Source organism: Microbacterium sp. X-17, assembly GCF_039615055.1.
Map to the genome: position 1 here is coordinate 166,711 of NZ_JBDHNI010000008.1, position 20,922 is coordinate 187,632.

The 20,922-nt window shown below is 70.6% G+C and carries 20 protein-coding genes; 5 read left to right on the forward strand and 15 right to left on the reverse strand.

Going from position 1 to position 20,922, the window contains the following annotated elements; genetic code table 11:
• Window position 1 precedes the first annotated feature (1 nt).
• Both ABCS02_RS31705 and ABCS02_RS31710 read left to right on the forward strand, forming a co-directional pair.
• Window positions 2-898: a carbon-nitrogen hydrolase family protein gene (locus ABCS02_RS31705; RefSeq protein WP_345839707.1), complete on the forward strand. Its 897-nt coding sequence runs from the start codon at window positions 2-4 to the stop codon at window positions 896-898.
• A complete protein-coding gene (locus ABCS02_RS31710; RefSeq protein ID WP_345839708.1) occupies window positions 895-2,265 on the forward strand; it encodes an APC family permease in 1,371 nt (456 codons plus the stop codon). Before ABCS02_RS31705 ends, ABCS02_RS31710 begins: the two co-directional genes overlap by 4 nt.
• 53 nt (window positions 2,266-2,318) lie before the next feature.
• Here the strand turns inward: ABCS02_RS31710 and ABCS02_RS31715 are convergent, their stop codons facing one another.
• From ABCS02_RS31715 to ABCS02_RS31740, 6 genes are read right to left on the reverse strand one after another with little or no spacing between them, the layout of a single operon-like run.
• A complete protein-coding gene (locus ABCS02_RS31715; protein ID WP_345839709.1) occupies window positions 2,319-3,704 on the reverse strand; it encodes an aldehyde dehydrogenase family protein in 1,386 nt (461 codons plus the stop codon).
• A complete protein-coding gene (locus tag ABCS02_RS31720; protein ID WP_345839710.1) occupies window positions 3,701-4,549 on the reverse strand; it encodes a fumarylacetoacetate hydrolase family protein in 849 nt (282 codons plus the stop codon). Before ABCS02_RS31720 ends, ABCS02_RS31715 begins: the two co-directional genes overlap by 4 nt.
• 9 nt (window positions 4,550-4,558) lie before the next feature.
• The gene (locus ABCS02_RS31725; protein ID WP_345839711.1) at window positions 4,559-5,746 is read right to left on the reverse strand and encodes a mandelate racemase/muconate lactonizing enzyme family protein; all 1,188 of its coding nucleotides are present in this window, start codon (window positions 5,744-5,746) and stop codon (window positions 4,559-4,561) included.
• A 10-nt stretch (window positions 5,747-5,756) separates the two neighbouring features.
• Window positions 5,757-6,590, reverse strand: coding sequence for a carbohydrate ABC transporter permease (locus ABCS02_RS31730; RefSeq protein WP_345839712.1), 834 nt, complete (start codon window positions 6,588-6,590; stop codon window positions 5,757-5,759).
• Complete coding sequence (locus ABCS02_RS31735) at window positions 6,590-7,582, reverse strand: sugar ABC transporter permease (RefSeq protein WP_345839713.1); 993 nt, start codon at window positions 7,580-7,582, stop codon at window positions 6,590-6,592. The genes ABCS02_RS31730 and ABCS02_RS31735 overlap by 1 nt, the downstream gene beginning before the upstream one ends.
• A complete protein-coding gene (locus tag ABCS02_RS31740; protein WP_345839714.1) occupies window positions 7,579-8,850 on the reverse strand; it encodes a sugar ABC transporter substrate-binding protein in 1,272 nt (423 codons plus the stop codon). Before ABCS02_RS31740 ends, ABCS02_RS31735 begins: the two co-directional genes overlap by 4 nt.
• 127 nt (window positions 8,851-8,977) lie before the next feature.
• Here ABCS02_RS31740 and ABCS02_RS31745 point away from each other — a divergent pair, with 127 nt between their 5' ends.
• Window positions 8,978-9,706 (forward strand): FCD domain-containing protein, encoded by a 729-nt coding sequence (locus ABCS02_RS31745; protein ID WP_345839715.1) that lies wholly within the window; start codon window positions 8,978-8,980, stop codon window positions 9,704-9,706.
• A gap of 16 nt (window positions 9,707-9,722) precedes the next feature.
• Here ABCS02_RS31745 and ABCS02_RS31750 read toward each other — a convergent pair whose 3' ends face one another.
• Genes ABCS02_RS31750 through ABCS02_RS31780 form a run of 7 tightly spaced genes read right to left on the reverse strand, consistent with a single transcriptional unit; the run spans window position 9,723 to window position 16,978 of the window.
• The gene (locus ABCS02_RS31750) at window positions 9,723-10,835 is read right to left on the reverse strand and encodes a 5-methyltetrahydropteroyltriglutamate--homocysteine S-methyltransferase (protein WP_345839716.1); all 1,113 of its coding nucleotides are present in this window, start codon (window positions 10,833-10,835) and stop codon (window positions 9,723-9,725) included.
• A gap of 9 nt (window positions 10,836-10,844) precedes the next feature.
• On the reverse strand, window positions 10,845-11,990 hold the full coding sequence (locus ABCS02_RS31755) for an alpha/beta fold hydrolase (RefSeq protein ID WP_345839757.1): 1,146 nt from the start codon (window positions 11,988-11,990) through the stop codon (window positions 10,845-10,847).
• A 19-nt stretch (window positions 11,991-12,009) separates the two neighbouring features.
• The gene (locus ABCS02_RS31760) at window positions 12,010-12,798 is read right to left on the reverse strand and encodes an SDR family NAD(P)-dependent oxidoreductase (protein ID WP_345839717.1); all 789 of its coding nucleotides are present in this window, start codon (window positions 12,796-12,798) and stop codon (window positions 12,010-12,012) included.
• Window positions 12,795-13,778 carry a fumarylacetoacetate hydrolase family protein gene (locus tag ABCS02_RS31765; RefSeq protein WP_345839718.1) on the reverse strand — a complete coding sequence of 328 codons (984 nt, stop codon included), beginning with the start codon at window positions 13,776-13,778 and terminating at the stop codon, window positions 12,795-12,797. Before ABCS02_RS31765 ends, ABCS02_RS31760 begins: the two co-directional genes overlap by 4 nt.
• Complete coding sequence (locus ABCS02_RS31770; protein ID WP_345839719.1) at window positions 13,775-14,908, reverse strand: FAD-dependent monooxygenase; 1,134 nt, start codon at window positions 14,906-14,908, stop codon at window positions 13,775-13,777. Before ABCS02_RS31770 ends, ABCS02_RS31765 begins: the two co-directional genes overlap by 4 nt.
• A gap of 49 nt (window positions 14,909-14,957) precedes the next feature.
• Complete coding sequence (locus ABCS02_RS31775; protein ID WP_345839720.1) at window positions 14,958-15,956, reverse strand: cyclase family protein; 999 nt, start codon at window positions 15,954-15,956, stop codon at window positions 14,958-14,960.
• A gap of 2 nt (window positions 15,957-15,958) precedes the next feature.
• Complete coding sequence (locus tag ABCS02_RS31780) at window positions 15,959-16,978, reverse strand: VOC family protein (protein ID WP_345839721.1); 1,020 nt, start codon at window positions 16,976-16,978, stop codon at window positions 15,959-15,961.
• Between the two features lie 226 nt (window positions 16,979-17,204).
• On the opposite strand from ABCS02_RS31780, the gene ABCS02_RS31785 reads away from it, so the two are divergent.
• Window positions 17,205-18,473 carry an ROK family protein gene (locus ABCS02_RS31785; RefSeq protein ID WP_345839722.1) on the forward strand — a complete coding sequence of 423 codons (1,269 nt, stop codon included), beginning with the start codon at window positions 17,205-17,207 and terminating at the stop codon, window positions 18,471-18,473.
• Window positions 18,474-18,610: 137 nt separating this feature from the next.
• On the forward strand, window positions 18,611-18,958 hold the full coding sequence (locus ABCS02_RS31790) for an Abi family protein (protein WP_345839723.1): 348 nt from the start codon (window positions 18,611-18,613) through the stop codon (window positions 18,956-18,958).
• 81 nt (window positions 18,959-19,039) lie between these two features.
• On the opposite strand, the gene ABCS02_RS31795 is transcribed toward ABCS02_RS31790, so the two are convergent.
• Together ABCS02_RS31795 and ABCS02_RS31800 are read right to left on the reverse strand one after the other, a co-directional pair.
• Complete coding sequence (locus tag ABCS02_RS31795) at window positions 19,040-19,909, reverse strand: ThuA domain-containing protein (RefSeq protein ID WP_345839724.1); 870 nt, start codon at window positions 19,907-19,909, stop codon at window positions 19,040-19,042.
• Window positions 19,909-20,916, reverse strand: a complete 1,008-nt coding sequence (locus ABCS02_RS31800) for a sugar phosphate isomerase/epimerase family protein (protein ID WP_345839725.1) — start codon at window positions 20,914-20,916, stop codon at window positions 19,909-19,911. The genes ABCS02_RS31795 and ABCS02_RS31800 overlap by 1 nt, the downstream gene beginning before the upstream one ends.
• Between the last annotated feature and the right edge of the window lie 6 nt (window positions 20,917-20,922).

Below are 20,922 nucleotides of genomic sequence, written 5' to 3' on the forward strand. Positions count from 1 at the left end.
GATGATGACCCGACCCCTGTCCCTGGCCCTGGTGCAAGCACCAGCGGCCCCGCACCACGACGTCGGCGCGTTCGCCGAGGGGCTCGGGCGCCTCACGCGCTCCCTCCCCGGCACGCACCTCTTCGCCTACCCCGAGCTGCACCTCGCCGACGCCGGGGCCGAGGACACGTCCGACGCGGCCGAGCGCATCGAGGCGCTCGCGCAGCCGCTCGACGGCCCCCTCGACCGGCAGCTCGCCGAGGTCGCCGGCGACCTCGGCGTCTGGCTGATCCCCGGCAGCTTCTACGAGCGCGGGCAGGACGGACGGGTGTACAACACCGCGACCGCCTACTCCCCCGAGGGCCGCCGCGTCGCGTCGTACCGTAAGGTGTTCCCCTGGCGCCCGTACGAGACGGTCGCCGCCGGATCCGACTTCGTCGTGTTCGAGATGACCGGCCACGGCCGTGTCGGGCTGTCCATCTGCTACGACGCGTGGTTCCCCGAGAGCAGCCGCCAGCTCGCCTGGATGGGGGCGGAGCTCATCGTCAACGTCGTCCGGACCCCCACCGCCGACCGCGCCCAGGAGGTGACCATCGCCAAGGCGAACGCCATCGTGAACCAGGTCTTCGTGGCCAGCGTCAACGCGGCCTCCCCGGACGGGCTCGGCCGCAGCCTCCTGGTCGACCCGCAGGGCCGTGCACGGGTGGAGTCGTCGAGCTCCGAGTCCGTAGTGCTCACCGACACGATCGACCTGGACGAGGTCGGACTGGTCCGTCAGTACGGCACGGCGGGGGTCACCCGGCCGTGGCGGCAGTTCGACGGGGACGACGCCACCATCGAGCTCCCCCTCTACGACGGCCGCATGTCGGCGTCGCGCTGGGCCCCGCGCTCCGCGATGCTCGAGGAGGTCGGCGCATGAGCGCGACACCGCTCCTGAAGCCCAAGCTCTCGCTGTCCTCCATCGTCCTGTTCGGGGTGGCCTACATGTCGCCCGCGATCGTGATGCTGACGTTCGGCGTCATCGCCGGCGCCAGCAACGGCACCTCGCCGACGTCGTACATCATCGCCGCCGCCGCGATGTCGCTCACCGCTCTGAGCTACGGGAGGATGGCGCGGCTGTACCCGGCGTCGGGCTCCGCGTACACCTACGCGCGCAGGACCATCGGAGCGAACGTGGGCTTCCTGGTCGGCTGGGCGATCCTGCTCGACTACTTCTTCCTGCCGATGGTGGCGTGGCTGATCCAGTCGGTGTACCTCAACGCGCAGTTCCCCGGCGTGCCGGTGTGGGTCTGGCTGATCATCAACATCGTGGTCACGACGATCGTCAACGGCCTCGGCATCGTGCTGGCCGACCGCGTCAACAAGACGCTGATGACGCTGACCGGCCTCGGCATCGCGGCCTTCATCGTGCTCTGCGTCGGCCACCTGACCACGACCCACGTCGCGTCGGTCACCGCGCCGCTGTGGAACTCCACCAGCACGGTCGCGGCGGTCTCGGCGGGCGCGGCCATCGCGGCGTACTCGTTCCTCGGGTTCGACGCGATCAGCACGCTGAGCGAGGAGACGGTGAACCCGGAGCGCAACATCCCGCGCGGCATCTTCCTCGCCGTGGTGATCGGCGGCCTGATCTTCGTCGTCGTCTCGTACGTCATGCAGCTCGTGCACCCGGGCGGCACATTCAAGGACCCGTCGACGGCCTCCTACGCGATGTCCGTCCTCGTCGGCGGCAAGGTCTTCGCCGACATCGTGAACCTGGTCATCATCGTGGGCGGTTTCGCGTCCGCCATGGCGATCCAGGCCAGCACGAGCCGGCTGATGTACGTGATGGGCCGCGACGGCGTGCTGCCCCGGCGGTTCTTCGGGCGCCTCGACGTCCGGTTCAACACACCGCTGCTGAACCTGATCCTGATCGGCGTCGTGGCGATGTTCGGACTCGGGCTCTCCCTCGACACGGCGACGTCGTTCATCAACTTCGGCGCGTTCCTGACCTTCACGATGGTCAACGTCTGCGTGATCGTCCACTTCGTCCGGCAGCGCCGGAAGCGCGAACGCCCGTCGATCACGACGTTCCTCGTCCTGCCGGCCCTGGGCGCCGTGGTCGACCTCTATCTGCTCACGCAGCTCGGACCGATCGCCCTGTATCTCGGGATCGGCTGGCTGGTCATCGGCGTGGTCTACCTCGCGGTGCTCACCCGCGGCTTCCGTCGCCGTCCGCCGGAGATGCGCGCGGACGACGCGGACGACACCGACGTCGCCGACCGGCGGGAGCCTGTGCCGGAGAGCTGAGCGGGCCGCTCCGCTCCGTGCGCCTCTGAGCGGCGCACGGAGCGGAGGGTGCGTCACGCGGGGCCGGCGCTGGGCGGGACCATTTCCGGCGGGAAGCCCTGGAAGGTGACGGGCCGGCGGAAGCGGTCGATCGCGGCGGCGCCGACGGAGGTCGTCCCGGCCGCCGTGCTGGCAGGGTACGGGCCGCCGTGCGTCATCGCGGGAGAGACGGCGACGCCGGTGGGCCAGCCGTTCCAGACCAGCCGGCCGCTCTGCCGGGTCGCGGCGGCGATGAGCGCATCCAGGCCTTCGTCCGCGCTGGACTCTGCGTGCACGGACGAGGTGAGGGTTCCGCCGATCGCCCGCGCGACGCCGGGGAGGCGACGCACGTCGTCGTAACCGACGACGAGCGCGCTCGGACCGAAGCGCTCCTCGCCGAGCGAGTCCACGTCGCGCTCGAAGGTCTCCAGGTCGGTGCCATACAGGCTTGGGGTCACACCGGCGGACCGGGCGGTCCCCGCCAGCACCGTCCTGACCCCGGGATGCTGATCGAAGCGTGCGGCCAGCCCCTGGTAGCCGCTGAGGATCCGCTCGTTCAGCATCGGCGCGGCGTCGCTGTCGGCGAGCGCGTCCGCGACCGCGGAGGCGAACGCCTCGCCGTCGGGGACGAACACGATGCCCGGCTTGGTGCAGAACTGGCCGGCGCCGAGCGTGAACGACCCGGCGAACCCGGCGGCGATCTCCGGCAGGCGGGCCTCGGCGGCCTCCCGGGTGACGTAGACCGGGTTCACTGAGCCCAGCTCGCCGTAGAACGGGATCGGGTCCGGCCGCGCTGTCGCACGCGCGAAGAGCGCGCGGCCACCGGCGAGCGAGCCGGTGAAGCCCACCGCAGCGATGGCGGGGTGCTGCACGAGCGCTGGGCCGGAGTCGAACCCCTCCACCAGGCTGAAGACCCCGGCCGGCAGACCGGCCGCGTGCACCGCCTCCGCGATGTGGGCCGCCGTCCTCCGGGAGAGCTCGGGGTGCCCGGGATGCGCCTTGACCACCACCGGGCAGCCGGCGGCCAGCGCGGAGGCGGTGTCGCCGCCCGCCACGCTGAACGCGAACGGGAAGTTGCTGGCCGCGAAGACAGCGACCGGACCGAGCGGCACCACGTACCGACGCAGCTCGGGAAACCCGGAAGGCCGGTCCACGACCACTCCGGACGCGGCCGAGATCAGCTCGGCGAACGCTCGCAGTTGACCGGTGGTTCGCAGCACCTCGCCTGCGAGACGGCTCGCGCCGAGGTGCGTCTCCTCGTCGGCAAGCGCGACGAGGCCATCGCGGTCATCGTCGAGACGGTCCGCGATGTCGTTCAGCAGCGCGGCGCGCACCTCGACCGACGCGTCCGCGTACCCGGCTGCCGCGTCGGCGGCGGCGAGGCACGCCGCGTCCACCCCGTCCAGAGTCGCCGCGCTCACCGGGCCTCCAGGAAGTCCCACGACGCGCGCCCCTGCGCCACCGGGTTCGTCACCGACGAGACGTCCTGCACCTCGACCGTCACCCGGTCGCCGACCCGCAGCGTGAAGTCGTCCGCGGGAACGATCCCCGTGCCGGTGGAGAGCCACGCGCCGTCCGGGAAGTTCTCCGCTCGGAACAGATACTCGACCAGCTCGGGGAGTGGCCGGGCGAGCGACGCCGTCGAGGTCGCGTCGTCCACGATCGTGCGGCCGTCGCGTTCGATCCGGAGGCGGATACCGAGGTCGCTCGCGTCGACCTCCCACGCCGGGCGGATCGCCGGGCCGATGGCGCACGCGCCGGCGAACACCTTGGCCTGCGGCAGGTAGAGCGGGTTCTCGCCCTCCAGCGATCGCGAGCTGACGTCGTCGCAGACGCCGTAGCCGACGATCTCGCCGTGCCGGTTGGCGATGACCGCGAGCTCCGGTTCCGGCACGTCCCACGAGGAGTCCTCGCGGATCGCGATCGGCTCGCCGTCGGTGACCACGCGCCATGCGGCCGACTTGAAGAACAGCTCCGGGCGCTCCGCGACGTAGACCCGGTCGTAGATGTCGGGGTCGCTCGACTCGTCCATGCGGGCGGAGCGCGAGCGCAGGTAGGTCACGCCGCTCGCCCACACCTCCGTCCGCCCGTCGATCGGGGCAGCGGGGATGCCTGGCGCGGTCGGGGCGAGCTCGCCCTCCAGGAGCGTGCGGAGCTCGGCCGACCGCAGCCGGAGCAGTTCGGCCAGCGAGGCGACGGGGACGAGCCCGGGGCCATCCTCGCGGTGGGCGATGACACGGCCGTCGGCGGAACGGTACAGGTGCACGGTGGTCTCCTAGCTGACGGGGACGAGGGGTTTGGTGAAGTACGAGCGCGCGTCGTCGGGACGGATGTCCGCCACGGCGTCGTCGAACAGGCGCATGGGGTGCGAGCGGTAGGGATGCTCGGCGATGGCCTCCAGGTCGAGTTCGATGCCCAGCCCGATCCCCTCGGGGATGAGGATGTCGCCGTCCTCGGTCAGCTGCAGCGCCTCGTTCGAGATGTCGCCGCGCCACGGCACGTCGACGGCCATGATCTCCAGGTACCGGAAGTTCGGCAGCGCCGCCCCCAGCTGCAGGGTCGCCGCCGTGCTGAGCGGCCCCGACGGGTTGTGCGGCGCGAACGGCACGTAGCGCGCGGCCGCCAGTGTCGAGAGGAAGACCAGCTCGGACAGGCCGCCGGCGTGGGTGACGTCCGGCTGGATGTAGTCGACGGCTCCGCGTTCGAGCACCGGCAGGAACGCGTTGCGGCCGAACCAGCGCTCCCCCGCCGCGATCGGGATCGGCGACTTCGAGCGGATCTCCACGAGCGCGTCGACGCTGTCCGGCGGGCTCGGCTCCTCGAAGAACACCGGCTGGTACTGCTCGAGCTCGCGGGCGATCCGGATCGCGTTCGGCACGTCGAAGCGGCCGTGACCCTCGATGAACAGCTCGATGTCGTCGCCGACGGCGTCGCGGACGGCTGCCACAGGCTCCAGCATCCGGCGCAGGTCCCGCGCCCCGACCGTGAGGTCGGCGGCCTCGAACGGGTCCCACTTCAGGCCGCGGAAGCCCTGGGCGACCGTCGCGAGCGCCGCCTCGGCGAAGTCCTCCGGAGTGCGCGCCCCGGAGAACCAGCCGTTCGCGTACGCACGCACCCGGTCGCGCGTCTGGCCGCCGAGCAACCGGTGAACGGGGACGCCGAGCGCACGGGCGGAGACGTCCCACATCGCGGTCTCCAGAGCGCTGAGCGCGGTCATCGAGACCGGGCCGCCGCGCCAGTACGAGTCGCGGTTGAGCCGGTAGATCGTCTCCGCGATCCGGGTGGGGTCTGCGCCGAGAACGCGCTCCTCAAGCAACCGGACCGCGCCGACGACAGCGTGCTCCTGGCCTTCGAGCGTCGCCTCGGCCACACCGGTGAGCCCCTCGTCGGTGCCCAGCAGGACGAAGACGAGATTGGTGCGGTAGAAGTCGACCACGACGGTGTCGAGACTGGTGATCTTCATATCGGTGGTGCTATCCCTTCACGGCGCCGGCGGTCATACCGCTGACGACGTAGCGTTGTGCGAACAGGTAGAAGGCGACGGCCGGCAGCGTGAACAGCAGCGCGACCGCCATGATGCTCTGGATGGAGGTGTCCTGCTCGCCGATGAAGCCGGCGACGCCGACCGACGCCGGCTGCAGGCCCTTGTCGAAGACGAACGTCACGGCGAAGACGTACTCGTTCCAGGCGCTGAAGAACGCGATCACCGCCGACGCCGCCACTGCGGGTGCGATGAGCGGCAGGATGACGCGGCTGAGCACCGTGAACGGGCGGCCGCCGTCCACGCGGACGGCCTCGTCGAGCTCGCGCGGCACCCCGTCGATCGCACCCTTCAGGATGAGGGCGACGACGGGCAGCGCGAACGCGGTGTCGGCGAGGATCAGGCCGTGCAGCGAGTTGAGCAGCTCGAACCGGCGGAAGATCGAGAACAGCGGGACCACAAGAAGCGCCTCCGGCAGCATTTGCGTGAAGAGCAGCGCCACCGCGATGACGACCTTCCCGCGGAAGCCGAACCGCGAGAGCGCGTAGCCGAGCGGGATGCCCAGGCCAACGGCCAGGACCGTGGTGCCCGCGGCGACGATCAGGCTGTTGAGCAACCAGCCGAGCACCTGACCGTCCGCCAGCACGTCCGCGAAGACCCCGATCCGGCCGAAGTCGGGCAGCAGGCTCGTCCCGCCGCTGTACAGAGCGGAGTCCGGTGTGAGCGCGGTGACGAACATCCAGTAGACCGGGAAGATCGCCAGGCCGAGGACGACCAACACCGCGATCATGCGGGCGGTCACCCCGAAGCGTCGTGCGGTGCGCATCATGCCTCCCGTGCCGCGCCGCGCGCGACGAGTCTGCTGCCGACGATGACGATGACCGAGATGACGATGCCCACCATCCCGATCGCCGCGGCCACGCCGAGCTGTTTGGATTCGAACGCCTGCGAGTAGAGGTCGATCACCAGCGTCCGTGTCGAGCCGAGCGGGCCGCCGCGCGTCATCAGCCAGATCAGCTCGAACCGCCGCAGCGACCAGATCGTCATCAGCACGGCGACGAGGCCGACCGTCGGCTTGAGCACCTGCCAGGTGACGACCCGGAACACCGTCCAGCGTCCCGCGCCGTCCATCGACGCCGCCTCGACCAGTTCCTGCGGCACCGACTGCAGAGCGGAGAGCAGCACGACCGCCACGAACGGGACGAGTTGCCAGATCGTCGTGAGGAGGATCGCGGCGAGCGCGAGCCGCGGGTTGTCCAGCGCACCGCTGGCGCCGGGGTCGATGCCAACGGCGCGCAGCAGCCGGGTCAGGATGCCGAACTGGGGGTTGAACATCCAGGTCGCGATCAGGGCGACGGCAATGCCGGGCGCGGCCCACGGGATCGTGACCAGCGAACGGGCGACGCCCCGGCCGGGGAACCGTCCGTTCAGCAGCAGCGCCACGACCAGGCCGAGTCCGACGGACCCCACCACGCAGCAGACGACGTAGACCGCGGTCGTCAGCAGCGTCTGCTGGAACTCCGGGTCGGCGAACACGCGCTGATAGTTCGCCAGGCCCACCCAGACGCTCACCGCAGGGTTGAGGAGGGTCGTCCTCGTGAAGCTCAGGTACACCTCCTGAACCAGCGGGACCAGCTGGAAGACGACGATGTATAGCACGGCGGGCGCCAGGAAGACGTACGGCGTCCACGGGCTGCCGACGACGCGGCGCCGCCGGCGGGCGGACAGCGGCTGCGCCGGCGCCCGCCGGACCTGTCCCGGGGGCTGTGCGGGGTGCGGGGGCCGCGCCTCGCGGCGCGACCCCGTCGTGGTGCTCACCGCCCGACCAGCTCCGCTGCCTGCTTCTGAGCGGTCTGCATCGCCGACTTCATGTCCTTCTCCCCCTTCAGGGCGGAGAGGACCTGCGTGACGACGATGTGACGGATGTCCGGAGTCTGCGCCCCGAAGCCGAGGACGATCTGCGGGACGCCCGAATCGGTCAGGTCGTCGAGGACAGGCAGGAAGGGGTACTTCTGCAGGCTGGCCTCGCTGCGCTTGGTCTCCGTCGCGACGCTGCTGGCCCCGAGCACCTCCTGCAGCTTCACCTGCTGGGCGGGCTTGAGCAGCCAGTGGATGAAGTCGAGGGCGGCGTCCTTGTGCTTGCTGTTCGCGTTGATCACGATCGGCGCGAGGAGCGCTCCCTGCTTCTTCACCGGGAAGGGGATGCGGGCGACCGAGAACTTCAGCTGCGGGTTCGCCGCGGTGGTCGCCGTGGCGTAGCCGCCGTTGTTGAGCTCCATGCCGACCTTGCCGTTGGCGAACATCTTGCGGAAGGTCGCCGCGTCGGCGCCCTTCGGGATCACGTTCGCGTCGTACAGCTTCTGGTACGCCTCGAGGCCCTTGATGACGTTCGGCGAGTCGATGGTCAGCTTCTTGCCGTCCGACCAGTTGCCGCCGAAGCCGAGCACGTAGTTGAAGATGTCCTGCCAGACGCCGGCCTCCTCCGCCTGGGTCTGGCGGAAGGCGAGACCGTACGTGTCGCCCGCGGTGAGGCTCTTGGCGGTCTGCATGAACTCGTCGAACGTCGTCGGCGGGGTCGGGATCAGGGCGGTGTTGTAGAACATGCCGTAGTTCGCGTCTTCGAACACGACGCCGTAACGGTGGCCGTCGACCGTCAAGTACTTGTCGGGGCCCGGCATGAGGTCCAGCGCCTTGGCGTCGATCTTGTCGTCGAGCGGCTCCAGCAGGCTCGACCCGGCCGCCGCCTCGAACTCCGGCATGTCGAACCGGACGAGGTCGGGCCCTTCGCCGCCGCCCATCTGCGTCAGGACCGTCTGGCCGAAGGTCGGGTACGGGACGGACGCGGGCTTGACGGTGACGATCTTCTGACTGGCGTTGTACTCGTCGATCAGCTTCTGGAGGCCCGGACCGCGGCCCGGGTCGCCGAGCGTCGATGCCGCGAACGTGATCGTCGCGGGCTTCGGCGTGTTCGCCCCGGCGGTGCTGCTGGGGCTGGAGGACGAGCATCCCGCGAGGGCGATGGCGCCCACCGCGAGCGTTGCGACCAAGCCCAGCACTCTGCTGCGGCGAGGGGGACGTGACTGCATGGCCTACTCCTTCGTAAACGGTGCGGATGTCCGGATGGCTGATCCGAATTAATAGGAATAATAGTAACAATACGTCTAAACGCAAAAAGAGCCGGGCGCGCGCGTCCCGGACGGATAGGGTCCACTCATGGCAGATCTACACGCGGCCCTCGTGGACGCCCTCGGGCTCCGCATCGTCCGAGGCGACTATCCGCCGGGAAGCCGCATCGACGTCGACGCACTGGAGCCGGAGTTCCGGGTCAGCAAGACGGCGATCCGCGAGGCGCTGCGCGTCATCCGCGAGAAGGGGCTGATCGACTCCTGGCCCAAGCGCGGCACCATCGTCACCAGCCGGGATCACTGGAAGCTGCTCGACGGCGACGTCATCCTGTGGCGGCGCGAGGCACGGCGGGACGACGACCGCCTGCTCGCCGAGCTCTCGCAACTGCGCGATGTGATCGAGCCCGCGGCCGCCCGGCTCGCTGCCGAGTTCCGCGATGACGCCGACATCGAGGCGCTCCGGACGGCGTTCGCTGCGTTCGAGTCGGCCGGGCGCAACGCATCGCGCCTGGCGGAGGCCGACCGGGACTTCCACCTGACACTGCTGCAGGCCACCCACAACGAGCTGATGGTGCGTCTCGACGTCGTCGTCATCCACGCCTTGGACGCCCGCAACCGCATCCAGCACCATCCCGGCGCGGACTGGCTCGACCCGGTCCCCGACCACAAAGCCGTGCTCGACGCGGTGGCCGCCGGTGACCCCGTCGCCGCCGAACGCGCCATGAAGCACGCGATCCGGGAGTCCGACCTCGACCTCCGCGGCGGCGAGCCCCCGTTCGACGCCCCCGAGCCGGTCGAGTCCCCGGCGGCCGACTAAGTCAGCGGAGGCGCGCTCAGCCCCACACGTCGGCGGCGATGTCCACGACCTCGCGCACCTTCGCCCACTGCTCCTCCCGACTCAGCAGGTTGCCCTCCTCGGTCGAGGCGAAGCCGCACTGCGGGCTGAGGGCGAGCTGGTCGAGGGGCGCGAATTCGGCCGCCTGGTCGATCCGTCGCTTGATCACGTCCGGGTCCTCCAGCGCGCCGGTCTTCGACGTGATCAGGCCGAGCACGACCCGCTTGTCGCCCTCCGGCAGGAACCGGAGCGGTTCGAACCCGCCGGCGCGCTCGCTGTCGTATTCGAGGAAGTACCCGTCGAACCGCGTGTTGCCGAGCAGTTGCTCCGCGACCGGCTCGTAGCCGCCCGACGAGATCCACGTCGACCGGAAGTTGCCGCGGCAGACGTGCGTGGTGACCGTGAGGTCATCGGGTTTGCCGTCGAGGATGCGGTTCAGCATCGCCGAGTACCGTTCGGCGATGCCGCTCGTCTCGATGCCGCGCTCGCGCGCTTTGGCGAGCTCCGCCTCCGAGCACAGGTACGCCCAGGCGGTGTCGTCGAACTGCAGGTACCGCGCTCCGGCGTCGTAGAAGGCACGGAGGGCGTCGCGATAGGCGGCGACGATGTCGTCGACGAGGTCGTCTCGTCCGCCGTACGCCGACGCGGAGATGTGGCCGGGCTCCAGCCGGAAGTCGAGCACGGTGGGAGCCGGGATCGTGAACTTGGGCACCGCGCCGGTCGTGCCCTCGACCAGCGCCTTCAGCGACCGGAAGTGCTCCAGGAACGGATGATCGTCGCCGAACCCGATCCTCCCCGTCACTTCGAGACCGCGAGGCTTGGTCTGCACTCCCTGGAACTGGATGCCGTGATCGAGCTCGACGACCTCCACGCCGTCGAGCAGCCCGAAGAAGTCGAAGTGCCACCAGGCACGACGGAACTCGCCGTCCGTCGCGACCTGCAGACCCGCCTCCGCCTCACTGAGCACGAGCTCCCGGATCGCCGCGTCCTCGACGGCGCGCAGAGCGTCCCGGTCGATCGCGCCCGACGCGAACTCGTCACGGGCTGCGGCGAGCGCGGGCGGACGGAGGAAGCTGCCGACGACGTCGGCGCGGAACGGCGGAGTGGGCATTTCTCGAGGCTAGCGGATCGTCTCGGCGATCCAGTCGGCGATGATGCCCGCCACGTAGGGCATGTTGTCGATGGAGATGTGCTCGGTGCCGCCCTCCGGGTCGTCGAAGATGCGGAGTTCGCGGCGCGGGCTGTTCACCGCCTGGTCGTAGGTCTCGTGGGCGTAGCGCACCGGGATCTGGCGGTCGCCCGCACCGTGCGTGATCAGCAGCGGCACCGTGATCTTCTCGGCCACGCCGTTGAGGTGCATGCCTTCGGTCTTCGCGATGAAGTCGTCCATCCCGTCCGCGCCCCAGACCCAGAAGACGTGGTCCCAGTAGTGCGGCACCGGGTTCTCGCCCTCCCGGTTGCGGCGCGCCTCCTGCACGGCGGCCCAGTCGTGGTTCGCGCCCCACGCGACGGCCAGCTTCAGGCGCTTCTCGAACGCGGCGGCGCGCGGGGCGTAGTAGCCGCCGAGCGACCAGCCGACGATGCCGATCCGTTCGGGGTCGGCGTCGAGTTCGGCGGCGTGCTGCTCCAGCCAGTCGACGATCGCCGCCGCCCACACCTCGGTGTCGTGGCGGGCGGTCAGGCCGCGCAGGCGCAGGGCCTCGCCGGATCCGGGGGTGTCGATCATCAGGGTGGAGATGCCGCGCTCGGCCAGCATGGCCGGGAAGCCGGAGTAGTACATCATCTCCTTGGTCGAGTCGAGGCCGTTCCACTGGATGATCACGGGGTGCGGGCCCTCGCCCGGCGCGCGGTAGAAGTAACCAGGCAGCGACGACCCCTCATACGGGACCTCCACGCGGGTCAGCGGGATGCCGCTGAGTTCCACGTGCTTGAGCATCAGGTCGATCGACTTCTGGTACGCGGCGTTGCGGCCCTCCCAGCGGGGCGACTGGAGCCGCTCGGCCTGGGACGTGTAGAGCGACGCCCGGTAGTACGTCTCGCCCGCGCCGATCCGGCGGCCGGCCTCCTCGTCGGCGCGCGCCTTGGCGACCAGCCGGTCGGCGACGGCCTCCCACGCCGCGTACAGCTCGGCCGTCCCGGCGTCGTCGCCGTTCTGGGAGGCGAGCAGCACCGGCTTGCACGCCCGGTCGACCTCGTCGATGTAGCCGCCGTTGTTGAGGGTCGCGACGACGGCGAGGCTCCAGACGTAGTTGGTCGGGAAGTACATGAACACGGGAGGGCTCCTTCTACTGCGCGCCGGCCGCGATGCGGTCGGCGAGGTGTTTGGCTCCGGCGGAGGACGCGAAGCCTCCGTCGACGGGGAGGTCGGCGCCGGAGATGTAGCCGGACGCGTCCGAGATCAGGAAGGCGGCGAGCCCGGCGACGTCGGCGGCCTCGCCCAGCCTTTCGAGGGGTGTCAGTTCGAGCTGCGCGTCCCGCATCGCCGCAGGGGCGTTGGCGGTCATGTCGGTCTCGATGAAGCCGGGGTGGATGGTGTTCACCCGGATGCCGCGCGGCCCGTACTCGGTCGCGGCGACGCGCGACAGCCCGCGCAGGCCCCACTTGGAGGCCGTGTACGCGGCGGTGTAGTGACCGGTGAGTCCCGCGACCGAGCCGACGTTCACGATCGAGGAGCCCGCTCCCATGAGCGGCGAGAGTGCGCGCATGCCGAGCATCGGCGCGGTCAGGTTCACGGCGATGACGCGGTCCCAGTCGGCACGCTCGGTCTGGTGGATGCCGGCTCGGTGCGTGATGCCCGCGTTGTTGATGAGGCCGCGGAGCGGGGTCGCGCCCAGTGTCCTGGCGAGGTCGGTCGCGAGGCGTGCCCACGCCGCCTCGTCGGTGACGTCGAGGTGGCGGAAGGCGATGGCGTCGCCCAGCGGGCCATCCGGGTCGACGACGTCGGTCGCGACGACGTGCGCGCCGAGCTCGGCGAGCAGCCGCGCCTCCGCGGCGCCCTGCCCGCGGGCGGCGCCGGTGACGACGACCGTCGCCCCGTCGAGGCCGGCGAGGAGGTCCCGGACGCTGGAGGTCACTGCGCGACACGCTCCTGTCGGCTCCGCGCGCGCGAACGCACCCGCGCCGCCGGCAGCTCGGGCACGGCGACGGCCGCGCCGACCGGGCCGACCAGCTCCCCGATGCCCTCGACCACCATGCGCACGGTGTCGCCGTCGGTCAGCGGAGGCGGCGTGAGCTCGCCGCGCCGCCCCCAGAGCTCGGCCAGGCAGCCGCCGTTGCCGGTCGTCCCGGAGCCGAGGACGTCGCCCGGCACCACCCGCGAGTTGCGGGAGGCGTAGGCGATCAGCTCCGGGAACGGCCAGCCCATGTTCGACACGAGGTCGTGGCCGATCCGCGCGTCGTTCACGAGCACCTCGGCGCGGACGGCGAGGAAGCCGTCGTCGTCGAGGTACGGCGCGAGCTCGTCGGCGGTCACGATCCACGGACCGAGGCTCGTGCCGAAGTCCTTGCCCTTGGCGGGGCCGAGGCGCACCTTCATCTCGCGCGACTGGAGGTCGCGGGCCGACCAGTCGTTCATGATCGTGTAGCCGAAGATGACGCCGGCCGCGTCGTCCGCAGTGAGGTTCGCGCCGCCGGGGCCGCCGACGACCGCCGCGACCTCCAGCTCGAAGTCCAGGCGGGCACTGACCGGAGGCCGCAGCACCTCATCCGGCCCGAGCACCGTGTGCGGGTTGGTGAAGTAGAACGTCGGCGCCTGGTACCACTCGGGCACGACCTCGCTCTTGCCGTCCACCGAGGCGCTCACGCCCTCGACGTGCTCCTCGAAGGCCACGAAGTCGCGGATCGAGGCGGGCACGAGCGGGGCGAGCAGCCGGACGTCGGCGAGGGCGGCGCCGTCGGCCTCCTGCACGGCCGCGAAGTGCGCGTGCGCCTCGCCTAGCCCGCGCGCGAGCACGTCGGACACGGTGAGGCCATCGGGGAACGGGACGACCCGATCCCCGATCACGAACCCGTCGGAGGTGTCGGCGCCGTCGCGTGTCCAGCGGGCGATCCTCATGCGGGCTCCGCCATCCGGTGCGCGATGCCGAAGATGAGCCCGGGGGCGTCGGCCTCCCGGTCGTGGTCGATCTGCCACTGGCCGAGCTGCACGGAGGCCTCCACGACGGCCTGCGCGCGCGGGAGGCGGCGGGCGTGGAAGGCGTCCCAGAGCGCGTCGTCGACGGTGTCGGCGGCGAGCAGCAGCTCGGTGAGCACCAGCGCGTCCTCCAGCGCCTGCGCCGCCCCCTGCGCGATCGTGGGAGGGCAGGAGTGGGCCGCGTCGCCGATCACGACCGAGCTGCCGCGGTTCCACGGCGCCGGCACGATGTGCTGGGTGAACCAGGTGTAGTTGACGTGCGCGCCGGCCTGGAGGTCGGCCCGGATGTCGTTCCACGGTCCGCCGTAGGCCGCGGACTCCTCCAGCATGATCGCGACGGACTCCTCGTCGCTGAGCCCGGTGCGGTCCTGCGCGGGCTCCACCAGGTAGGCGTACATCGTGTCCTCGCCGGTCGGCGTATAGCCCGCGATGTAGACCGGGCCGCCGTAGTACAGCTCGCTGTGCTCGACGGCGGCCGGACGCGAGACGAACGACCGCCAGATGCCCATGCCGGTCGGCTCGGGCTTGGTGTCGATGCCGATCAGCTCGCGGACGGCCGAGTTCAGGCCGTCGGCGCCGACCAGGAGGTCGTACGTGCCCGAGGGCGAGCCGTCGACCTCCACGGCCACGCCATCCTCGGTCTCGGTCACGCCCGTGACCTTCGCTCCGAACCGGACGTCCGCCCCCGCCGCCTGGGCGTGGGCGAGCAGGATGCGTGCCAGGTCAGGACGGTACATCCCGCCGGTCGCGGGGAAGTCCGGACCGCCGGTCTTCACCTCGGGCAGCTCGGCGATCGCAGGGGCGTCCGGCCCCGGCGCCCGCAGCGTCAGCCCCTCGAAGAAGTACCCCTCGCGCTGCACGTCGTCCCAGACACCGAGGGCCGCGAACGCGCGCAGTGCGTTGCCCTGCAGCGTGATGCCCGAGCCGAGCGCGCTCAGCTCCGGCTTGGACTCGAAGACGTCGACGGCGACGCCCGCCTTGGCGAGCTGGATGGCGGTGGCCAGACCCGCGACACCGCTTCCGGCGATCGCGACCTTCGTGACGGCGGTCATACAAGAACCTCTCTGTTCTTCTGCGTGCGCTGCTGTTCCGGCGAGACGGCTACAGCAGTGCGATGGGGTTGATCGGCGACCCGACGGCCGCCGTGATGGGCAGCGGCGGGGCCGAGAGGAGGAAATCGTATCTCCCGAGCCGCGCGCACTCGGACGCCAGCTCCTCCAGGTCCCACATCTCGCCGATGGTGAGGCCGAGGTTCGGGATGACGACCTGGTGCAGCGGCTGGAACGCGGGGACGTCGAACTCGTTCGGGCGGACCTCGAAGCCCCAGGTGTCCGTCGCAATGGCGGCGATCCCGGTGTCGTGCAGCCAGCCGGCGGTCGTCAGCGAGAGACCGGGGGCCGGGCCTCCCGCGTACTCGCCCCAGCCGTCGCGGCGCACGCGCGCGAGTTGTCCGGTGCGCACCAGGACGATGTCACCGGTGCGCACCGCGCTCGTGGGGCCTTGCACCTCGGCGCACGAGCGGAGGTCGGCCGCGGTGATCGCGTAGCCGTCCTCCAGCTCCCCGGTCGTCGGCCGGAGGTGCCGCCCGAGGTCGAGCAGCACCCCCCGCGAGACGATCGCGGAGGCCGCGTGCTCGATGCCCGTGACCAGGTCGCCGTCGCTCGTGACGACGTCCCCGGCCCGGCGCCCGTTCCAGGCGTAGCCGTGGTCGAAGATGTGCCCGAGGCCGTCCCACTGCGTCGAGCACTGCAGCGGCATCGCGATCACGTCGTCCGCGCCGCCGAGCCCGTGCGGGAACCCCTGGGTGCCGCGCTCGGCGTCCGTCCCGGTGTCCAGCATCGTGTGCACCGGGTTGGTGCGCCGGCGCCAGCCCTTCTGCGGGCCGTTCATGTCGAACGACTGCGCCAGGGAGATGGCCGTGCCCTCGCGGACGAGGGCGGCGGCGTCCGCCCGCGTGGCCGCGTCGATGAGGTTGAGCGTGCCGAGCACGTCGTCCTCACCCCAGCGGCCCCAGTTGCGGTAGGCCTCCGCCCGCGCCGCGATCTCGGCCTCCGGGTCGGTGCGATCCAGGTCGGCCGGGTCCTCGCTCGGTGCGGCCATCGTCAGCCGCGACCCTGCACGGCGTACGGGTTGAGCAGGGCTTCCTTGATCTCGTCGGGCACGCCCTCCTCGGTGGCGCTCGGGCCGTCGGCGGCCGGGAAGGACTCGGTCATCGACATCGGCATGGCGCCGTTGCGGTAGAAGTTGCTGGAGCCCAGCGACGGCTTCCAGGTGTTCGGCTGCCAGTCGGGCACGTAGTTGCGGTAGCCGCCGGTGTTGAGCTCGATGCGCAGCGTGGACGGCTCCCGGTAGTAGAGGAAGGTCTGCTCGCCGATGCCGTGGATGGAGGGGCCGTACTCGATCGGCACGCCGTTCTCCATCAGGGTGTCGGCCGCGATGAGCAGCTCCTCGTAGGTGTCGACCCAGAACGCGTAGTGGTTGACGCGGCCGGCGCGGGTCGAGCCGTCGAGCACGACGCCGAGATCGTGCGACTTCTCGTTGGTGGTGAGCACCGAGAAGATCGAGATGGGCGCCTCGTCCAGCACGGTGCGGGCCATGATGCGGAAGCCGAGCACGTCGTTGTACCACTGCGCGAAGCCGTCGACGTCGCTGGTCGCGATCGTGACGTGGTCGAGCTGGCGCGGGGCGCCGGCGACCTTGCTGCGCTTCTCGGGGCGGTCCGGGTAGATGGACGCGACGTGGCCGGGAGCCCGGTGGCGGGTGACGTCCCAGTGCAGGGTCATCGAGTGACCCCACGGGCCGGTGAAGCGGTAGGCGCGGCCGATCGCGTGCACGTCGTCCAGCCACTCGCCCTCGATGCCGGCGGCCTCCACGCGCTTGGCGGCCTCCTCCAGGGCCTCGGCGCTGGAGGTGCGCCAGGCCATCGTGCCGAGCGTCGGCTCGGGGCCGGGCGAGACGACGACCGAGTAGGCGTAGTAGTCGCCCCAGCAGCGGAGGTACACGGAGCCGTCGACGCGGTCGACCACGGTCAGGCCGACCTGTTCCTCGTAGAACTTGACGGACGTCTCGACATCCGGGGACGTGATCTCCACATACGACAGGTGGGAGAGAAGCTTGATCATCCTTGATCCTTTCCAGACGGGCGGAATGTGAGTGCCCGGTCTCTACTTTCGGTGCCGCGCCGCTATCGGGGAACCGCGGATCGGCTATGCCGGGGATCAATGAGACTGATTTCCTAGGTCGGCGACGATCTTTCTTTGGTCGCACTACGGCGCAAGATCGGGAATTCGACGCGCAAGTACGGGCTGGTTCTACCTCCTTTTGGGTGAGGTTGTGTCAGAATCAAGCATGGCTAGGGATTCCGCACTCCGATTCGGCGCGCAGACCGACGAGGTCATGAGCCTGCTGCGCGTGGTGAACCTCGTCCGCACCGGGGAGGCCGACACCCGCCCCGAGATCGGCCGGCTGACGGGACTCGGCCGTGGCGTCGTCGCCCAGCGCGTGGACGCGGCGATCGAGATGGGCTTCCTGGAGGACGGCGAGTACGGCCCCTCGTCGGGCGGCCGCGCGCCCCGGACGCTCCGCTTCCGCTCGGACCAGGGCCGGATCGTGGTCTGCGCGCTCGGCGCCCTCCACATCCGCGTCGGGCTGGCCTCCCTCGACGGTGAGGTCGTCGCCGAGGCGCACCGGCCGTGGGACATCAGCCGCGGCCCGGCCGAGACGATCGACACGGCGCTCGCGATGATCGACGCGCTGCTGGCGGAGCAGGATGAGCGTCCGGTCTGGGCGGTCGCCGTCGGCGTGCCCGGCCCCGTCGACTTCGAGACGGGCTCCCCCGTCGCGCCGCCCATCATGCCCGGCTGGAACGGCTTCGACGTGCGCCGCCGCTTCGAGCAGCGCTTCGAGGCGCCGGTCTGGGTCGACAACGACGTCAACCTCCTGGCCCTGACCGAGCGCAGCCACCGCCGCGACGACAATGTGGACCTCATCTATTGCAAGGTCGGCAGCGGCATCGGCGCCGGCCTCGTCTCGCACGGCCGCATCCACCGCGGTGCGAACGGGGCGGCGGGCGACATCGGCCACGTGCGCGTGCGCGACTCGACCGAGGTCTGCCGCTGCGGCAAGGTCGGCTGCCTGGAGGCGGAGGCGTCCGGCTGGGCGATCATGCGCGACGCCGAGCGCGCGCTCGAGGAGGGCGCGGGCGGCATCCTCGCCGGCCTGGTCTCGCGCGGGCTGCCGATCACGCCCGAGGCGGTCTCGATCGCCGCGATGGACGGCGACGCGCTGGCGATCTCACTGGTGCAGCGCTCGGCCCGGCTGATCGGCGAGTCGATCGCGGCGCTCGTCAACATGTTCAACCCGGGTGTGATCGTCGTCGGCGGCGCGGTGTCGGCGGCGGGCGAGATCTTCCTGGCGGAGGTGCGGCAGCGGGTCTACGAGCTGTCGCTGCCGCTGGCGACGCGCGACCTGTCGATCGTGCGGTCGATCGGGGATGAGAAGGAGCCGCTGCGGGGTGGCGCGGAGCTGGCGCTGGAGGAGCTGTTCGAGGTGACGTTCCCGCGGTGGTTCGCGGATGGGCGGCCGACGATTGATGGGGTGAAGGGGGTGGCGGCCTGACGGCGTGTCACCGATGGGGAGGTCTCGACCATTCTGTCTGCACGGCGTGATATGCTTCCTTCATCATGATCAGCCCGTTGCCGAAAGGCGCGGGCTGATTTTCTTTTGGGGGGACTGTTGGCCGAGTACACAAAGCCGTGGCTGTCCTTGAACGAGCAGGTCGACCGGCTGGTGGAACACGGACTCGTGGTCGAGGACACGAGGAGGTCATCGACGATGGACAGCCGAGCCCGAGTAGACATGCGCAGTGGCTCGATCGAGTGAACGCGCGCAGAGCGCGTAGCGACGAACTCTTCGTGGAGCATTTTCGCGACAAGTACGACGGCCGGATGCCGGTCTGGGCGCTCACCGAGCTCCTCGAGCTCGGCCACCTGTCCGTGCTCTACCGCGGCATGAACCAGCTCGATGCCGAGGAGATCGCAGCTGCGTTCGGGGTCCCGACCAAGACACGCGCGCACCTCGCGCTCGCCCGCGCCTCGCTCTGAAACCACTTGAGGGGCACGTTGTTGTCGCTTACGCGCGCGAAAAGTGACAACGACGTGCCCCTCGGCGGAGGGAGACCGCGCTCAGCCCTCGTGGTTGTAGTAGGGCCACGGGAGGAAGCGGCGCTCGCCCCTGCGGTCTGGGCCGTTCAGCGTGACGTCCCCGGTCGCGGCCCACTCGACGCCACGCGGGAACATCCGGATGAACTCGATGCGGCGGAACGTGTCGATGTCGTGGCCGATCGTGATCGTGAACGAGCGGCCGGCGCCGTACTCGTTGATCCAGGCGATCGGCTGGTCGGTGTTCATGCCGGGGAGCGCGGCGATGCCCTCGTCCGGGATGGCCACCGGGTAGTGCGACATCGGCCAGACCGGCGCCCTCTCGTAGGACTCCAGGTCGTCGTAGGTCGTGAGCAGCACCTGCGCGCCGTCGAGGAGCTCCACACCGGTGAGGATGTCGTCGCCGGTGACGGTCCAGCGTGCGCTGATGCCGTCGGTGATCGCGTGCCGCGGCTCGACGGTGTCGAGCTGGGCCTCGCCCCACGGCCGGGGGCGGAGGCCGCCGGCCACGGTGAGGCGCGAGCCGCGGAGGACGTTGTACTCGTCCGGGTAGCCCCAGTCGTCCTCCTGCGCGGCGGACCCGTGGAACCAGACGATCCCCTTGCCGTCATCGCGGACGAACCGAAGCAGCGCCGCATCCGTCTCCGCGCCGAAGCCGACCGCCTTCTCGTGGTAGCCGTCGCGGCCCTCGAAGACGACGATCACGACGTCGTACTTGTCGATGATCTCGGCGCCGAGCCCGCGCGGGTCCTCCACGACCCGGACGCGGAAGCGGCCGGCATCCTCCAGCAGCTGGGTGAGCCAGACGTTGTGCTGGCGGAAGCTGCGGTGCTCGTTGTCGTGCTCGCGGGTCATGTGGCCCGAGAGGATGAGGGCGTTCAGAACCTCGGCCATCAGTCGGCTTTCGTGGAGAAGGCCGCGTCGAAGGCGGCGGCGGGCGGGGTGATCGCGTTGAGTCCGCGAACGAACTCGATCGCCTCCGGCGCGCCCTGGAGGCGGTCCATGCCGGCGTCCTCCCACTCGACGGAGGTCGGGCCGGTGTAGCCGACGAAGTTGAGGGCGCGGAAGATCGGCTCCCACGGCACCTCGCCGTGCGCGGTCGACACGAACGTCCAGCCGCGGCGGGGGTTCGCCCAGGGCAGGTGGGAGCCGAGGACGCCGTTGCGGCCGTCCAGGTTGGTGATCGACTCCTTCACGTGCACGTGGAAGATGTGGTCGGCGAAGTCGAGCACGAACGCCACCGGGTCGAGCTGCTGCCACATGAAGTGCGACGGGTCGAAGTTGATGCCGAAGCTCTCGCGGTGGCCGATCGCCTCCAGAGTCACCTTGGCGGTCCAGTAGTCGTAGGCGATCTCGGAGGGGTGCACCTCCAGCGCGAACCGGACGCCGACCTCCTCGAACACGTCGAGGATCGGGTGGAAGCGGTCGGCGAAGTCCCGGTAGCCGGCGGCGATCCACTCGTCGGAGGCCGGCGGGAACATCGCGACGGCCTTCCAGATCGAGGAGCCGGTGAAGCCGGTCACGGTCTTCACGCCGAGCGCCGCGGCCATCCGGGCGGTCAGCTTCAGCTCCTCGGCGGCGCGCTGCCGCACGCCCTCCGGGTCGCCGTCGCCCCACACCCGGTCGTTCAGGATGTCGCGGTGGCGTTCGTCGATCGGGTCGTCGCAGACGGCCTGGCCGGCGAGGTGGTTGGAGATGGTCCAGACCTTCAGGCCGTTGCGCTCGAGGATGTCTTTCCGGGACTGCACGTAGTCGGCGTCGTCCCAGCGGGCGACGTCGAGGTGGTCGCCCCAGCAGGCGATCTCGAGGCCGTCGTAGCCCCACTCGCCGGCGAGCCGCGCCACCTCCTCGAAGGGCAGGTCGGCCCACTGGCCGGTGAACAGGGTGATCGGGCGGGTCACAGTCAT